Annotated in this window: 10 protein-coding genes and 1 pseudogene; 5 read left to right on the top strand and 6 right to left on the bottom strand. The window is 65.2% G+C overall.

Features of this window, described 5'->3' with window-relative positions:
• The coding region (locus ACSFA8_RS25125) for a hypothetical protein (protein ID WP_435482189.1) at positions 1-226 on the top strand (226 nt) is incomplete at its 5' end.
• A gap of 69 nt (positions 227-295) precedes the next feature.
• Here the strand turns inward: ACSFA8_RS25125 and ACSFA8_RS25120 are convergent.
• The gene (locus ACSFA8_RS25120) at positions 296-589 is read right to left on the bottom strand and encodes a type II toxin-antitoxin system Phd/YefM family antitoxin (protein WP_435482188.1); all 294 of its coding nucleotides are present in this window, start codon (positions 587-589) and stop codon (positions 296-298) included.
• Between the two features lie 390 nt (positions 590-979).
• On the opposite strand from ACSFA8_RS25120, the gene ACSFA8_RS25115 reads away from it, so the two are divergent.
• The 4 genes from ACSFA8_RS25115 to ACSFA8_RS25100 all read left to right on the top strand — a co-directional run bounded on the left by ACSFA8_RS25115 (position 980) and on the right by ACSFA8_RS25100 (position 9900).
• A complete protein-coding gene (locus ACSFA8_RS25115) occupies positions 980-1462 on the top strand; it encodes a hypothetical protein (RefSeq protein ID WP_435482187.1) in 483 nt (160 codons plus the stop codon).
• 373 nt (positions 1463-1835) lie between these two features.
• Complete coding sequence (locus ACSFA8_RS25110) at positions 1836-2069, top strand: hypothetical protein (protein ID WP_435482186.1); 234 nt, start codon at positions 1836-1838, stop codon at positions 2067-2069.
• Positions 2070-2485: 416 nt separating this feature from the next.
• Positions 2486-9025: a YadA-like family protein gene (locus ACSFA8_RS25105; protein ID WP_435482185.1), complete on the top strand. Its 6540-nt coding sequence runs from the start codon at positions 2486-2488 to the stop codon at positions 9023-9025.
• Positions 9026-9054: 29 nt separating this feature from the next.
• Complete coding sequence (locus ACSFA8_RS25100) at positions 9055-9900, top strand: OmpA family protein (protein ID WP_435482184.1); 846 nt, start codon at positions 9055-9057, stop codon at positions 9898-9900.
• Between the two features lie 110 nt (positions 9901-10010).
• Here ACSFA8_RS25100 and ACSFA8_RS25095 read toward each other — a convergent pair whose 3' ends face one another.
• The 5 genes and pseudogenes from ACSFA8_RS25095 to ACSFA8_RS25075 all read right to left on the bottom strand — a co-directional run bounded on the left by ACSFA8_RS25095 (position 10011) and on the right by ACSFA8_RS25075 (position 16336).
• Positions 10011-12650, bottom strand: coding sequence for an NADP-dependent isocitrate dehydrogenase (locus ACSFA8_RS25095; RefSeq protein ID WP_435482183.1), 2640 nt, complete (start codon positions 12648-12650; stop codon positions 10011-10013).
• Between the two features lie 72 nt (positions 12651-12722).
• Positions 12723-13325, bottom strand: coding sequence for a DAK2 domain-containing protein (locus ACSFA8_RS25090; protein ID WP_435482182.1), 603 nt, complete (start codon positions 13323-13325; stop codon positions 12723-12725).
• Positions 13322-14261: pseudogene (locus ACSFA8_RS25085) on the bottom strand (dihydroxyacetone kinase subunit DhaK). Before ACSFA8_RS25085 ends, ACSFA8_RS25090 begins: the two are co-directional and overlap by 4 nt.
• A gap of 168 nt (positions 14262-14429) precedes the next feature.
• The gene (locus tag ACSFA8_RS25080) at positions 14430-15410 is read right to left on the bottom strand and encodes a Bug family tripartite tricarboxylate transporter substrate binding protein (RefSeq protein ID WP_435482181.1); all 981 of its coding nucleotides are present in this window, start codon (positions 15408-15410) and stop codon (positions 14430-14432) included.
• Positions 15411-15445: 35 nt separating this feature from the next.
• The gene (locus ACSFA8_RS25075; RefSeq protein ID WP_435482180.1) at positions 15446-16336 is read right to left on the bottom strand and encodes a dihydrodipicolinate synthase family protein; all 891 of its coding nucleotides are present in this window, start codon (positions 16334-16336) and stop codon (positions 15446-15448) included.
• Positions 16337-16460 lie beyond the last annotated feature (124 nt).

Below are 16460 nucleotides of genomic sequence, written 5' to 3'. Positions count from 1 at the left end.
TCTTCCTCTTGCCAGCTTGCTCGGCATCCGCAAAACTGATCTGGCTCATCGCTCGTGCTCCTTTGCAGGTTCAGTCCTTCATGCAAGAAACGTGCTCTTGATCAGATGTTCCCTAGACGCGGCGGCCCTGCCTGCACCGCTCGCGCTGGCGCATGGCGCACAGGGTCAATTGCCGCTCGATCCGTCGCCGCAAGGGCGCGTGATGCGGCGTCCTGTTCCTCCATGAAGCTACGGGAGGCATGCAGGCACACCAGAAAGTTCGCAACCGCCCGAACCCTTGCATTGACGGGAATGCTCACGGCGCCGATGCGACGCCGAGTGCCTGATCCAGTTCCTCGTCAGACACAAAATGCCCCGCCAGGGCCTCCCGCAGGCCAGTGATGGCGTCTTCGGCCAGCACGAGGTTGGCGTGCTCCGACTCCAGTGCATGGTAGTAGTCCAGCCGACGTGCATCAACCAAGGCCACGTAGCTCGCACCGTTCTTGGTGAGCACTTTCTCGGAGCCACTGCCAACCACGTCTTCGGCCAGTTCGGTGAGTCTGGCACGCGCTTCGCTGATGGGGACAATGTCTGATGTGCGCAATGCCATTTGCGGGACCCGTTAATGTTTACGTTAACAAACTCTCGCAGCCATGGCTGTGGCCTGCAAGCGCCGCACTGGAGTGCAAATCTTGAACGACGATTGAACGCTCGGCAGCCACGCTGCGCCCTAAGTTTGCCCGTACTCCGGAGCATCGACCGGCTCGCGCGAGGCGGTCGAGTTGCGCGACAGGCCCTCGCCAGGATTGGAGGCGACACTCGGGGGCCACACTGCAATCCGGTCAGCATCGTCCTATTGGACACGTAGCGACAAGCACGCACCCTGGAATTCCACGCAAGTCTTCATCCGGGTTGATGTCTTCCCTTTTCTTGGGCCGATGTGCTTTATGACCGGCAAGACGGCGCGAGTCGACGCTGCATACAACTTCTACCGGGCAACATGAAAGTCACCAAAGTATCTGAACAATTCTTCGCCCTAGGTTTTGCCGTCATTGTCTTGATGTTTGCATGCTGCGCCATGGCCTTGATTGCGTTTGCCGGCATCGAACTCTGGCGATCAGTGCAGCCAGCAGGCGCGCTGACCTTGACCAATCGATTCGACCTGATCCTCAATTGCATTGCGATGCTGACCATCGCGATGGCCGCCATGGAACTGGCGCACACCATTGTCGAGGAGGAGTTCGACGAATCGCCGCTAAGCGCGGCGGCGCGCGCCCGCCGCGTGCTGTCGCGATTTCTGGTGGTGGTCATCGTTTCGCTGGCCATCGAGTCGCTGGTGGCAATCTTCAAGGTGGTACATGACGACACATCGAAGCTTTCGGAAGCTGCGTACATCGCGTTCGCGGCAGCAGCTTTGCTGGTGGCGTGGGGCCTGTTCGTCAAGTTGGTCCCGCGCGACGAAGAGCCGGCCGCGCAAGTCTGAACAGGCCTCAAGGTCGAATGGCTGCTCCGCTGGCGAGATAGCGCCAGAGACGAACGAGCAATGGGTCATCACGGCCAGCATGGTGGCCAGCTTCTCGCTCATATTTCTGGAAACGCCATCGCGCGGCATCCAGGCTGTGGTGGCGATCGTCATGCTTGCTGTGCTCGTCTACGTTTGGCGGCGACCAGAACAGCCCAGCTTGCCCGCAGCGGCTTAGAGTAAGCGGAGGCGGACACGACCTGGCTGTTATAGGCTTGGAAGTACACGGCCTCGTATTTCACTCTGCGCCGCGTCCGCTTGACGACGAAGACGTCGTCGCGCCAGCATCAGGCAAACGAACGAACTGCGCGGGCTGCTCTATGAGTTTGGTGTCGTGCTGCCGGAAGAGCACGCAGCGCTGCTCAAAGTGCTGCCCGCCGCACTGCTCGACGCGAAGACCCGCCTGCCAGCAATGCTCATGGACAGCCTGGATGAACAGGTGCGTCGGATCCAGATACCTGCCTGCAAAACCGTCGCCAAGATTCCTCGCGTGGGCCTCCTCACGGCAACGGCCATCGTTGCGAGCATGGGAAGTCCTTTTGACGAAGGCGACGCCAACCTCATTTAGGTAATAGGCGGGGCGAACCCAATACCGCCGTCGCAGCGAGCAACCGGTCGCATGGCTATTTGTCAACAATTGTCAAAAAGTAAATGCCCAGTGCATTTAACGATGCACCAGAAAGATGCGCCAGGTGGCGGGCACAACTATCGCGCAAAAATAATTAAAACAAATAACTACAGGAACGCGCCCCTTAAGAGTGGTAGGAATTTAATTCATTAGTAACTTAGTATTACTATTCACCTGTTGCGAGTTATTGAAAATTTAAATCAATTCTCCACGATGACTCCAAAATGCGACATGTCAGTTTGCAATCGTTTGCTCTTCTTTTAAGATTTATTTGAAACAATCATTTCAAAACATTTCATACGCCGGAATGGTCTCGCGGCCATTGATAGTTTATTTAAATTGGATGGATGGAGCACATGAACAGAAGTTATCGCTCGCTTTGGAACGAATCCCTTGGTGCCTGGGTTGCGGCATCCGAGATCACTCGTGCCCGCGGAAAGCGCAGCGGTAGCCGCGTAGCGCTGGCCTCCGCAGGCGGAGAGCTTGCATCCCTTCCGTCGGGGCGCCTGCGCGCGGGGATCATGACCGCGCTGCTGGCGGTGGGCGCGATGGCATGGGGCCCGTCGGCGCAGGCGCAGTCGGCGATTTGCACCCTGCCGCCCTACAACTACTACATCGGCAGCGCGACGTGCGCGGGTCAGCAGTCCCAAGCGACTTTAGGCGGAGCCACTGCCATAGGTTATAACGCCTCCAGTACGGGGCTGAATGCCACGACTCTTGGCATCAACGCCATTGCCTCTGCGACCAATGCCCTTTACCTGGGTGCGCGCACCGCCCCCGGGACAGGTGCATTGGCCGAGAGCGCCATTGCAATCGGCACCGACGTGACCGCTAGTGGATCGGCTACCGTTGCCGTCGGGATCCAAGCCCAGGCAACCGGCGCATCAGCCACCGCCGTCGGGGCCGTCGCTCGGGCACTAGGAAATAGTTCGCTGGCGCTCGGAACGCAAGCGCTTGCTGCCGGGCAGAGCACCGTTGCGGTCGGCCAGGGTGCCGGTGCGGGCTCGACGATCGCCAATACGGGTTCGGTCGCAGTGGGCATTGCCGCCGGAACGCTGGTCAGCGGCGCACTGAACACCGCCTTGGGGGGAGGCACTGCGAGCGTGATGCGGGGTGCGGGCTCGGGCGTTACGGGAACGCGCAACCTCGCCTTCGGCACTGGCGACGGTACGGTTGCCTACGATGCCACCCTGAAAGCTGCGGCAGGCAGCCTGGTCAGCGGCAACGACAATATCGCCATCGGCACCAACGCGGGCATCGGCGTCGCGAGCAACGCGACGACGTCGATCGGCCTGAACGCGAGTGCGAGCGCGGACAGGGCAATCGCCATCGGCTCCCAGGCAATCGCTTCCGTAACGGATGCCGTCGCGCAAGGCAGCAGCGCCAACGCGAGCGCCCAGAATGCCATTGCGATTGGCTTCGGGTCGATCGCCTCCAAGATAAATTCCATCAATCTTGGCGCGCGCACGATTCCAGGAACGGGCGCCACTGCGGCGGGCGCTGTCGCCATTGGCACGGATGTGACGGCATCGCAGGATCGCGCTGTCGCGATGGGGATCGTAAGCCGCGCAACCGGCACGGATGCGGTAGCGATCGGTACCCGGGCCAACGCAGCTGCCGACAATGCCACTGCGCTCGGCTCGGGCGGGACCAGCGTCGCGACCGCCGTGCGCGCCTCGGGCACCGGCTCTGTGGCGCTGGGCGGCAACGCGACCGCGGGCGCCAACGCGGCGGGCACCAATGCCATCGCCATCGGCGGAGAGTCGTCCGCAACCCAGACGGAAGCGATCGCAATGGGCCGCCTGGCGACCGCCTCGGCCTTGAACACCATCGCGGTCGGCAGCAATGCGCGGGCCGATTCGGCCGAAGCGGTTGCGATCGGCACCAACGCTACCGCCACCGGCGGTCGCGCGGTCTCGATCGGTTCGGGCAACGTCGCGAGCGGCAACGGTGCGGTGGCGATCGGCGACCCGAACACCGCCACCGGCAACGGCGCCATCGCAACGGGCCTCGACAACACGGCCACGGGCGACGGCACCGTTGCGATGGGCAATACCAACATGGTCGGCGGCGGCGGCCAGGCCGTCAGCACAGCCGGCACGGCGGCGCAGGGCGCAGTCGGCATCGGCTACCAGAACACCGTGACCGGCCAGGGCGCGGTCGGCATCGGCAACGCCAACACGGCGACCGGCCAGGGCGCGGTGGCCATGGGCAATGCATCCTCCGTGACTGCCGCCGGTGGCGTCGCCTTGGGTGATACCGCCGGTGCCAGCGCCAGCAATGCCCTGGCCCTGGGCTCGGGCGCCGTGGCAAGCAATGCCGGTGCAGTGGCCCTGGGCGCAGGCTCGAAGACCGCCGCTGCAGTCGGTACGGCCGGCGCGACGATCGGTGGCACCCCCTACACCTTCCAGGGCACCACGCCGGCCAGTACCGTCAGCGTGGGCAGCGTGGGTGCGGAGCGCACCATCACCAACGTGGCGGCGGGGCGCATCAGTGGTACCAGCACGGATGCCATCAATGGCTCGCAACTCTTCGCAACCAACAGCGCGATCGATGCGGCGACGACGACGGCCGGCAAGGGCTGGAACGTCACCACGGCGGCGACCGGCACCGGCACGGTGACGGGCGCCACGGTGCAGAACATTGCACCGGGTGCCACGGCCACCTACACCGCAGGCAACAACATTGCAATCACGCAAAACGGTGCCGAAGTGCAGATTGCGACCTCGGCCACGCCGACCTTCACCAGCGTGAACACCACCAACCTGACAGCCACCGGCCCGACAACCTTGAGCGGGCCGACGACGCTGAGCGGACCGACCACCCTCAGCGGCGGCACCACCATCGGAGGCAGCCTGACGGTGAACCCGGCCACCACGGTGAACATGGGCAACAACGTCATCACCAACGTTGCGACGGGCACCGCCCCGACCGACGCGGCGAACGTGGGCCAGGTCACCACGCTGTCCAACACGCCGCTGACCTTCACCGGCAACACCGGCACGGTGGACAGGAAGCTGGGCGAGACGCTGGCCATCACCGGCGTGGGCAGCACGGCCGGCACCTACAGCGGTGCCAACCTGCGCACGACCGTGGTTGGCAACGAGGTGCGGTTGCAGATGGCGGACACGCCGGTGTTCACCAGCGTGACCACGGGCAACAGCACGTTGAACACCAACGGCCTGACCATCGCGGGAGGCCCGAGCGTGACCAGCACGGGCATCAATGCCGGCAACACGGTCATCACCAACGTGGCACCCGGCGTGGCCGGCACCGACGGGGTGAACGTGAACCAGCTCAACACCGTCAGCACGACGGCCAACCTGGGCTGGAACACCACGACGGCGGCCACCGGCACGGGCACGGTGACGGGCAGCGGCCCGGCCAACGTGGCGCCTGGCGCGCTGGTGACGACGACGGCGGGCAACAACATCGCTATCACGCAGAACGGTGCCAACCTGACGATTGCCACGAACCCGGATCTGGTGGCGACCAGCGTGACCACCACCAACCTGACGGCCACCGGCCCGACGACGTTGAGCGGGCCGACCACCCTCAGCGGCGGCACCACCATCGGAGGCAGCCTGACGGTCAATGGCGGCACCACGGTGAACATGGGCGGCAACGTCATCACCAACGTGGCGACGGGCACCGCCCCGACCGACGCGGCGAACGTGGGCCAGGTCACGGCGGCAAGCAACAAGTGGATCATCGGCTCGCCCACGACCTACGTGGCGCCCGCCTCCACGGGCACCGACAGCACCGCCGTCGGCTCGGGCGCCTCGGCCACGGGCAACACCAGCGTGGCCATCGGCACCGGCGCGAGCGCCACCACGGCCAACAGCGTGGCGCTGGGCAACGCCAGCACCACGGGCACGGCGGTCGCCACGCCGGGTGCAACCATCGGCGGCACGCTCTACACCTTCGCGGGCGCTGCGCCGGCCGGGGTGGTGAGCGTGGGCAGCGCGGGCAACGAGCGGCAGATCACCAACGTGGCGGCAGGGCAGCTCAATGCCGCTAGCACCGATGCGGTGAACGGCAGCCAGCTGTACCAGACCAACCAGGCGATTGACGCGGTGGGCACGACGGCCAACAAGGGCTGGTTTGTGACCACAGCGGCCACCGGCACCGGCACGGTGACGGGCAGCAAGTCGCAGAACATTGCCCCGGGCGGCACGGCCACCTACACGGCAGGCAACAACATCGCCATCACGCAAAACGGTGCAGAGGTGCAGATCGCGACCTCGGCCACGCCGACCTTCACCAACGTGACCATCGGGGGCCTGACGGCCACCGGCCCGACGACGCTGAGTGGCCCAACCACGCTGAGCGGCGGTACGACCATCGGCGGCAGCCTGACGGTCAATCCGGGCACCACGGTGAACATGGGCGGCAACGTCATCACCAACGTGGCACCCGGGGTGGTTTCGACGACCTCGACCGATGCGGTCAACGGCAGCCAGCTCAATGCGGTGGCAACGACAGCGGGCAAGGGCTGGAACCTAAGTGCCAATGGCGAGGCAACGCCGCAAAACATTGCGCCAGGCGCAACGGCAGACTTTGCCAACGGCAGCAACACGACCGTCACGCGCACGGGCAACCAGATCAGGGTTGATGTGGTGGCAGATCCGATCTTCAACTCCGTGACCACAGGCAACACCAGGATCGACAACAACGGCCTGACCATCGTGGGTGGCCCGAGCGTAACGACCACCGGCATCAATGCCGGTGGCACGCAGATCACGAACGTGGCAACCGGTACGGCCGCCACGGATGCTGTCAACCTGAACCAATTGAACACCACGGTGGCCGGCAGCAAGACCAAGTACTACAGCGTCAACTCCACGGGTGGCGGCAACGAGGACAACCTCGGCGCGACCGGCGCCGATGCCATCGCGTCGGGCAAGGGCGCAACGGCCACAGGTGCCTCCAGCGTAGCCATGGGCCTGGGCGCCACGGCCAGCACGGCCAACAGCGTGGCGCTGGGAGCGGGCTCGGCCACTGCTGGGGCCGTCGGCACGCCCAGCACGACGATCAACGGCACGACCTACAACTTCCAGGGCACCGCACCGGTGGGCACGGTCAGCGTCGGCACTGTGGGCGCCGAACGCACGATCACCAACGTGGCGGCGGGCCGGCTCTCTGCGACCAGCACCGATGCGATCAACGGCAGCCAGCTGTACCAGACCAACCAGGCGATCGATGCGGTGGCAACGACAGCGGGCAAGGGCTGGAACCTGAGTGCCAATGGTGAGGCAACGCCGCAAAACATTGCGCCAGGCACAACGGCAGACTTTGCCAACGGCAGCAACACGACCGTCACGCGCACGGGCAACCAGATCAGGGTTGATGTGGTGGCAGATCCGAACTTCAACTCCGTGACCACCGGCAACACCAGGATCGACAACAACGGCCTGACCATCGTGGGTGGCCCGAGCGTAACGACCACCGGCATCAATGCCGGTGGCACGCAGATCACGAACGTGGCAACCGGTACGGCCGCCACGGATGCTGTCAACCTGAACCAGCTGAACACCGCGGTGGCCGGCAGCAAGACCAAGTACTACAGCGTCAACTCCACGGGTGGCGGCAACGAGGACAACCTCGGCGCGACAGGCGCCGACGCCATCGCGTCGGGCAAGGATGCCAGTGCAACCGTCAGCGGCTCCGTTGCACTCGGCCAGGGCTCCGTCTCCGACCGGGCCGTCGCGCCTTCCACCGGCAGCATTCCGGCGGGCAGTTCATTGATCAACTACAACACCACCGACCGCACGCTGCTGGGCGCCCTCTCTGTCGGCAGCGCCACGACCTACCGCCAGATCACCAATGTGGCCGACGGCACGCAGGCGCAGGACGCGGTCACGGTGCGGCAGCTGTCCGGCGCGCTGCAGTCTTTCGCGGTCACGCCGATCCAGTACTTCCACGCCAATTCCACCGCGGCCGATTCGCTGGCCATCGGTGCGGAGTCGGTGGCGGTCGGCCCGCAGACGGTGGTCAACGGCAACAACGGTGTGGGCATCGGAAACGGCGCCGTGGTTCAGCAGAGCGCGCCGGGCGGCATTGCGATCGGCCAGGGGGCGACCTCGCACTTGGCCGACTCCATCGCCTTGGGCACGCAGTCGTCGGCCGCCGCGGCGCAGGGCGTGGCGCTGGGCGCGGGCACCAACGTGACGCAAGCCGGCGGCGTGGCCTTGGGTGCAGGCTCCGTGGCCTCTACGGGCGCGGGCGTGGTCGGCTATGTGCCGCCCACCGCGACGGATGCGCAACGCATTGCCATCGGCGCGACAACCAGCACGCTGGCAGCGGTGTCGGTTGGCAATGCGGCCAATGGGCAGTTCCGCCAGATCACGGGCGTGGCGGCAGGCTCGGCCGACAGCGATGCGGTCAACGTCTCGCAACTCAGGGGGGTGCAGGGCCAGGTGGCGGTGATCGATCAGTCGACGGTCAAGTACGACAAGAACCCGGATGGCTCCATCAACTACAACAGCGTGTCGATGGGCGGCAACACCGCGACCGGTCCGGTCACGGTGCACAACGTGGCGCCCGGCGTGGCGGGCACCGATGCGGTCAACGTGGATCAGCTCAACAACGGCATTGCGGGGGCCAACGCATACACCGATGCACGGGTCAATGCACTAGGCGGCGAGATCCGCAGCATCGCCAAGGATGCCAGCGCGGGCACAGCCGGTGCGATGGCCATGGCAAACATGCCGCAGGCCTATATCCCGGGCAAGAGCATGGTGTCGGTGGGTGTCGCGGGCTTTGACGGCCAGGCCGCGGTCGCCATCGGCGTGTCCAAGCTCTCGGACAACGGCAGGTGGGTCGTGAAGTTCAGTGGCTCGGCCAACTCCCGCGGAAAGGTCGGCATGGCAGCCGGTGCGGGCTTCCATTGGTAAGCCGACTGCACAGAAAGAGGAACAACATCATGAAAACGCAATTCCATCGCTTCTCGGCCGCTGCAGCGGCGGCTGCCGCACTGCTGGTGCTGCAGGGCTGCAGCGCCTATGTGAGCAAGGGCATCACCGACGACGGAAGGGCCACGGAAGTGGTCTTCCCGAGCATCGACGACGACGCATGGCTCAAGGAAGGTACCTTCCCCAACTTGGACAACCTGCGCGCCGTAGCTCCCGGCGTCACGAAGGATCAGCTGTACGACCTGCTCGGACGCCCGCATTTCCGGGAAGGCCTGGCGGGCCCGCGCGAGTGGGACTACATCTTTCATTTCCGCAAGCCCGGCGGTGGCGTGACCACCTGCCAGTACAAGGCGATTTTTGACAAGGACTACAAGGCGCAAACCTTCCACTGGCTGCCAGCCAGTTGCGGGGATGTGCTGGCGACGCCACCCGCGCGGGTGGTCGAACGGCCGCCCTCCGCAAGCGCAGCCGCGCCGCGCCGCACAACGCTGGGTGCCGATGGCCTGTTCCGTTTCGACGGCGGCTCGATGGCCGACCTGTTGCCCGAAGGGCGCCGCAAGCTCGACGCCATGGCCGCAGACATCAAAAGCAGCCTCAAGTCGGTGGACGCCGTCAGGGTGACTGGCCATACCGATCGCCTCGGCACCAGCACTTACAACAACGCGCTCTCGCTCGCTCGCGCGAATGCTGTGCGGGACTATTTGGTGCAGGCCGGAGTGCCGGCTCAAGACACCCAGGTACAAGGCAAGGGCGAATCCGAGCCGAAGGTGCAATGTGCACAGACCGGGCGCGCAGACCTCATCGCCTGCCTGGCACCGAATCGGCGTGTCGAGGTCGAGGTGTTCGGGGGGCGCTGAACTGCGGGTTGGGCCTGCCCTCCAGGGGGTGGAGCAATTCTGGAACAGAAGCTGGAGGATGGTCAGCGTGCGGGCGTATCACGACACCTTGCACTGGCCACGCCTTGCCCTCAGCCCGCTACGGCGGCCAGCGCCGCGTTGAACGTTGCGCTCGGCCGCATCACCGCATCCGTCTTGCCCACGTCCGGCAGGTAGTAGCCGCCGATGTCGGCCGGCTTGCCTTGCACGGCGGCGAGCTCGTCCACGACCTTCTGTTCATTGGCGGCCAGGGCATCGGCGAGCCGCTTGAAATAGGCGGCCAGTTCCTTGTCTTCGGTCTGCTCGGTCATGGCCCGGGCCCAGTAGAGCGCCAGGTAGAAGTGGCTGCCGCGATTGTCGAGCTGACCGGTCTTGGGCGAGGGGCCCTTGTTGTTGTCCAGCAGCTTGCCGGTGGCGGTGTCGAGCGCCTTGGCCAGCACCTTGGCCTTGGCATTGCCGGTCTTGATGCCCAGTTCCTCCAGGCTCACGGCCAGCGCGAGGAACTCGCCCAGCGAATCCCAGCGCAGGTGGTTCTCCTCCACCAGCTGCTGCACGTGCTTGGGGGCCGAGCCGCCGGCGCCCGTTTCGTACAGGCCCCCGCCAGCCATCAGAGGGACGATGGACAGCATCTTGGCCGAGGTGCCCAGCTCCATGATGGGGAACAGGTCGGTCAGGTAGTCGCGCAGGATGTTGCCGGTGGCGCTGATAGTGTCCAGCCCGCGGATCACGCGCTCCAGCGTGTAACGCATGGCGCGCACCTGGCTCATGATCTGGATGTCCAGTCCGGTGGTGTCGTGCTCGTGCAGGTACATCCGGACCTTGGTGATGAGCTGCGCCTCATGGGGGCGGTAGGCGTCGAGCCAGAACACCACCGGCATGCCCGAGTTGCGCGCGCGCGTGACGGCGAGCTTGACCCAGTCGCGGATGGCGGCGTCCTTGACCTGACACATGCGCCAGATGTCGCCCGCTTCCACGTTCTGGCTGAGCAGCACCTCACCCGTATCGAGATCGGTGATGTTGGCCACACCGTCCTCGGGGATCTCGAAGGTCTTGTCGTGCGAGCCGTATTCCTCGGCCTGCTGCGCCATCAGGCCGACGTTGGGCACGGTGCCCATGGTCTTGGGGTCGAAGGCGCCATGCCACTTGCAGAAGTTGATGATCTCCTGGTAAATGCGGGCAAAAGTGCTCTCGGGCATCACGGCCTTCACGTCCTTCAACCGGCCGTCGGCACCGTACATCTTGCCGCCGTTGCGGATCATGGCGGGCATCGAGGCATCCACGATCACGTCGTTGGGCGAATGGAAGTTCGTGATGCCCTTGGTGGAATCCACCATCGCCAGTTCGGGGCGATGCTCGTGGCAGGCGTGCAGGTCGCGCCTGATCTCGTCCTGCGTGCTTTGAGGCAGGGTGGCGATCTTGTTGTACAGGTCGACCATGCCGTTGTTGACGTTCACGCCCAGCTCCTCGAACAGCTTGGCGTGCTTTTCGAAGGCCTCGCGATAGAAGATCTTGACGCAGTGGCCGAACACGATGGGGTGCGACACCTTCATCATCGTGGCCTTCACGTGCAGCGAGAACATCACGCCCGTCTTGTGCGCGTCCTGGATCTGCTGCTCGTAGAAATCGAGCAGGGCCTTCTTGCTCATGAACATCGAGTCGATCACCTCGCGCTCGAGCAGCGAAACCTTCGGCTTGAGCACGATGGCCTTGCCGCTCGTGGTGATCAGTTCCATCTTCACGTCGCGCGCCTTGTTCAGCGTCATCGATTTTTCGCCGTAGTAGAAATCGCCGTGGTGCATGTGCGAGACGTGCGAGCGCGACGCCTGACTCCACTCGGCCATGCTGTGCGGGTTCTTGCGCGCAAACTCCTTCACTGCCTTGGGCGCACGGCGATCGGAGTTGCCCTCCCGCAGCACCGGGTTCACCGCGCTGCCGATGCACTTGTTGTAGCGCGCGCGGATGTCCTTCTCCTCGTCCGTCTTCGGGCTCTCCGGGTAGTCGGGAATCTTGTAGCCCTTGTCCTGCAGCTCCTTGACGGCGGCCTTCAGCTGGGCCACCGAGGCACTGATGTTGGGAAGCTTGATGATGTTGACTGCAGGCCGCAGCGTCAGCTGGCCCAGCTCTGCCAGGTTGTCCGGCACCCGTTGCGTTTCGGTCAGCACCTCAGGAAACTGCCCCAGGATGCGGGCGGCGACCGAGATGTCGCTGGTGGCGACGTCGATGCCCGCCGGCGCGGCGAAGGCTTGGATGATGGGCAGCAGCGAGGCCGTGGCCAAGCGCGGCGCCTCGTCGGTGAGGGTGTAGATGATTTGGGAGTTTCCGGCGGTCATGGCGGCTTTCGGCTGGCTGAACAACAACAACGCAATGTCACGTTGGACGGCGTCGCGAAAGGGCGCAAACTTTAACAAGTTGAGGCGCAGCGCGCACCGCATTGTGCGGGAGTAGGCTTCGCCAACAGCGTGCCGCTGCTGGCGGAAACCATGAACCCCGATGATGGCGACCAGTGCCTTCTGCCGCTGCAGCCGTGCGAACACGAGACGCGAGAACAGCGCGCCCAGCACCGCCATCACGGCGGCTGCCAGGCAGAACGGCAGCTTCCGGCTGGTGGTGAAGGTGGCGACGAAGACGAAGGCCGAGAAAGTCAGGAATTCGCCGGCGGCGAAATTGACGATGGCCATCGTGCTCCACACGCAGGCATAGCCGAGCGCGATCAGCGCGTAGATGCAACCCATGGCAGGCCGCTCACGATCACTCGTCCGAGCATTTTTCTTGTCTCCGCAGATCGATAGAGGCGCTGGGGCCGGTCAAAGGCAGTCGACCATGCGCTGCAGGGCCACCATGCCGGGGTCGTCCATGCCGATCGTCTTGTCGGCAAACATGCGCGCCCGACCGATGCGGTTGGGCTTGTCACGGAAGGCGTCGAGAGCGCTGCGCACCGCGTCGCTCGCAACGCGGCGGGTGTCCAGGCCATCCGGTGCGGCGGCGATCGCCAGGCGCACAGCCTGCAGCGCGTCCAGCACGGTCTTGTCGCCCAGGCTCGCACCGCCACGTGCCGACAGCGTCGAAATCACCTCGGCCAGCAGGCCGGCCAGGGCCGCTCGGTCCAGCGACTCGGCACCCGCGCAACGCTTGGCCGAGGTCATCAGGGCGACGGTCAGAAGCGTCCCGAAACTGGAGCCGGACGCCTTGGCCGACGCCTGCGCCAGACGTTTGAAGATGCCGTCGATCGAGCCCGGCAATTCGGGCCCCGCCTGTTCCATCAGGGTGGCGCATTTGTCCAGCGTGGCACCGAGGTCGGCGTCGCCAAGCCGTCCGTCCAGGGCGTTGAGTTCGGGAGCAGCCGCGTGCATCGCTGCGCACCAGCGCGGCACCGCGGCCGTGAGGGCGATGGCATCGATGCGGGTCACCGGACGCTCCAGAACGGGCAGTCCGCCGGTGCGGCCAGCAGCGCCTCAAGCTCGGCATCGAGCTTCATCACACTCAGCGACGCGCCCGCCATTTCCATCGAGGTGGCATAGCGGCCCACCAGCGGGCGAACGACCGTCACACCCTGGCCCGCCAGCACCGAGGCAACGCGGCGGTAGAGGATGTAGAGCTCTTCGGCCGGCGTGGCGCCCAGGCTGTTGACCAGGATTGCCACGCGGTCGCCCTGGTTCAACGTCAGTTCCGGCAGCAGATGCTCGAGCATCTCGTCGGCCAGTGCGTCGGCAGTCTTGAGCGGGCCACGCCAGATGCCCGGTTCGCCATGGATGCCCATGCCGAACTCGACGTCGCCCTCGCCGATCTCGAACGATGCCTTTCCCGATTCCGGCACGACGCAGGGCGTGAGCGCGACACCGATCGAACGGACGGCGTCGTTGGCCTTGCGGGCGAGCGCTTCGACTTCCTCGAGCGTGGCGCCGGTGGCCGCCTTCGCACCCGTTGCCTTGTAGACCTGGACGAGGGCCTGCCACCCCGCGCCGCTTCTCCCGCTGCGCTGCCGGCGCGCTCGCGATATCGTCGGCGACGCGGACCGAGGCCACCCGCATGCCGTCCATTTCGAGCATCTCGGTCGCCATGTCGAAATTCATCCGGTCGCCGCCGTAGTTGCCGTACAGCTGCAGCACGCCCGCGCCGCCGTCGGCGGCACGCATGGCCTCGATGCAGTCGTCCATTCGCGGACCGGCAAAGACGTTGCCGACGGCGCAGCTGTCGAGTAGCCCCTCTCCCACGTAGCCGAGGAACACCGGGAGGTGTCCCGAACCCCCGCCTGTGGCGATGCCGACCTTGCCGGTCACGGCACCCCGGCTGCGGACGATCACGCGGCCACCGTCGCCGCGACGTTGCAGTTCCGGGTGCGCCATGCACAGGCCCTCGAGCATGTCGTCGACATAGGCGTTCGGGTCGTTGAGGATCTTCTTCACGATGGCTTCTCGTCTTGCGGGTGGGGCCCTGCTGCACGCGCGGCAGGGCACGCGCTGCCGGGCAGGCAGCGCGAAGGAAACGGACAGGGGCCGGGCGAACCCCCAGACTCAGTCGGCCTTGAGGCGGCCGTCTTTGGTGGCTTGCACGGCCAGCGTGTATTCCGCGTCGAGGATTCGCTGGAACTCTTGCGGCGTGCTCGACAACGCGACGCTTCCCAGCTCGCGGGCGCTGTTCACGGTCTGTGGATCCTTCACTGCCTGGGCCAGCGCGGCGTCGAGCTTTTCCAGAACATCCTTGGGCGTGCCGCTGGGCGCCAGCACCCCGACATAGGTGGTGCCGTCAATCTGCCCGAAGCCGAGTTCGGCCACGGTCTGCACCCCCGGCAGCAACGGATCCTGCACCGGACCCAGCACGGCGAGCGGTTGCAGTGTGCCGGCCTTGATGTGCTGCAGCGAACTGGGGACCTGGTCAAAGTGCACATCGATCTGGCCACCGATCAGGTCGATCAGCGCGGGGCCGGAACCCTTGTAGCTGACGACCGTGAACTTGGTCTTGAGCAGGCTCTCGAGCTGCAGCAGGGCCAGATGGTTCGGCGTCCCCGGCCCGGAGTGCGCCGCGGTCAGTTTTCCGTCACCGGACTTCGCGTAGGCCGCCAGATCCTTGAAGGTCTTGAAGCGTGCGTCGTTCTTTCGGGCCAAAAGGACCATCGAACTTTTGTTGACGAGACCGAGCGGCGCGAAGTTCGTGCGGCTGTAGGTGGTCTTGAGCATTTCCGGCACCGTGACGATGACGCCGGCACCGCACAGCAGCAGCGTGTAGCCATCGGGTGCCGCGCGCGCCACCTGCATGGCGCCGATCGAGCCGCCCGCACCGGCGCGGTTGTCGACGATGACCGACTGGCCGAGCACCTTGCCCAGTGCCACCGCGACGGTCCGCGCGACGATGTCGGTGTTGCCGCCGGGTGCGAAGGGCACGACCAGCGTCACCGGCTTGCTGGGAAAGCCCTGGGCCCATGCGGGAGTGCCGAGCGCGCTGGCCGCGGCTGCGGCCGCGCCGATTTGCAATATCTGCCGACGTTGGAAGTTCATTTTGTCTTTCTCCGTTTGGGGTTCGCGGGGGTGCTTCAGAGATCGAACTGCAGCACCGCGTCCATGGTCGCCTTCATCCGTTCGCGCTGCGCCGGCGTCGTGGCCGGCATGGGGGCGCGCGGCAGACCGGCGTCGCAGCCCTGCAGGGCGATAGACGTCTTGATGTTGGCCGGCAGGTTGTCCCCGACCATGGCGTTCCAGAAGGTCAGCATGGCGGTGTGGATGGCCAGGCCCTTTTTGTGGTCGCCGGCCTGCACGGTGTTCCAGAGGTTGACGCACACGCCCGGCAGGGCGGCCGGCGTGGCAGCGATCGTGCCGTGCGCGCCTAGCGCGAAGGAGGAATAGAGCAAGGCGTCCACCGCCGAGAAGACCTTGCAGCCCTGCGGCACGCCCAGCAGCAGGTCGGCCATGAGCTTCAGGTCGCCCTGGCTTTGCTTGATGCCCCGCACACCGGGCAGCTCCGTCATCAGGCGGATCATCTGCGGCGGATTGAGGTAATTCCACGGCACCACGTTGTAGATGATCACGGGCGTGTCGACCGCTTCGGTCAGCGCCTTGAAATGGCTGTGGGTCGCCTGCTCGTCGGGTTTGAACAAGTAGTGGACCGGCGTGACCTGCAGCGCCGCGATGTCCAGGTGCGAGATCGCCTTGGCCCGGTTGATCGCGTCTCTCGTGCTGTTGGAGATGATGCCCGCCACGATCGGCACCTGCCCTGCCACCTCCGCGGTGGTGATCTCCATCACGCGCTTGAACTCGTCCACGGTGAACGTATGCCCCTCGCCCGTGCTGCCGCCGGGGCAGACGCCATGTACCTTCTTGTCCAGGTTGAACCGGATGACCTTTCGGTAGGCGGCCTCGTCGATGCTGCCATCGGCTGTGAAAGGCGTGACGAGTGGCGGAATGACGCCGGTGAGATCGAGACCCATGAATGTGCTCCGGTAGACGGTTTACTGGCAGAAGACGACTATCGCGTTGGCTTGAACTATAAACCACCTAACATGTCAGTTGCATGTTAGTATTAACCCTAGTCGTCAGTCAATCGGCGACCAT

The organism is Variovorax nitratireducens (assembly GCF_051216545.1).
Classification (GTDB): domain Bacteria; phylum Pseudomonadota; class Gammaproteobacteria; order Burkholderiales; family Burkholderiaceae_C; genus Variovorax.
Note: the sequence above shows the minus strand (reverse complement) of the source record. Positions and strands in the feature narration are given on the sequence as shown.

Excerpts from the sequence above, each read along its gene's own strand:
- ACSFA8_RS25120 (WP_435482188.1), bottom strand. The coding sequence starts at position 589 with ATGGCATTGCGCACATCAGACATTGTCCCCATCAGCGAAGCGCGTGCC.
- ACSFA8_RS25115 (WP_435482187.1), top strand. The coding sequence starts at position 980 with ATGAAAGTCACCAAAGTATCTGAACAATTCTTCGCCCTAGGTTTTGCC.
- ACSFA8_RS25105 (WP_435482185.1), top strand. The coding sequence starts at position 2,486 with ATGAACAGAAGTTATCGCTCGCTTTGGAACGAATCCCTTGGTGCCTGG.
- ACSFA8_RS25100 (WP_435482184.1), top strand. The coding sequence starts at position 9,055 with ATGAAAACGCAATTCCATCGCTTCTCGGCCGCTGCAGCGGCGGCTGCC.
- ACSFA8_RS25095 (WP_435482183.1), bottom strand. The coding sequence starts at position 12,650 with ATGGGTTGCATCTACGCGCTGATCGCGCTCGGCTATGCCTGCGTGTGG.
- ACSFA8_RS25080 (WP_435482181.1), bottom strand. The coding sequence starts at position 15,410 with ATGAACTTCCAACGTCGGCAGATATTGCAAATCGGCGCGGCCGCAGCC.
- ACSFA8_RS25075 (WP_435482180.1), bottom strand. The coding sequence starts at position 16,336 with ATGGGTCTCGATCTCACCGGCGTCATTCCGCCACTCGTCACGCCTTTC.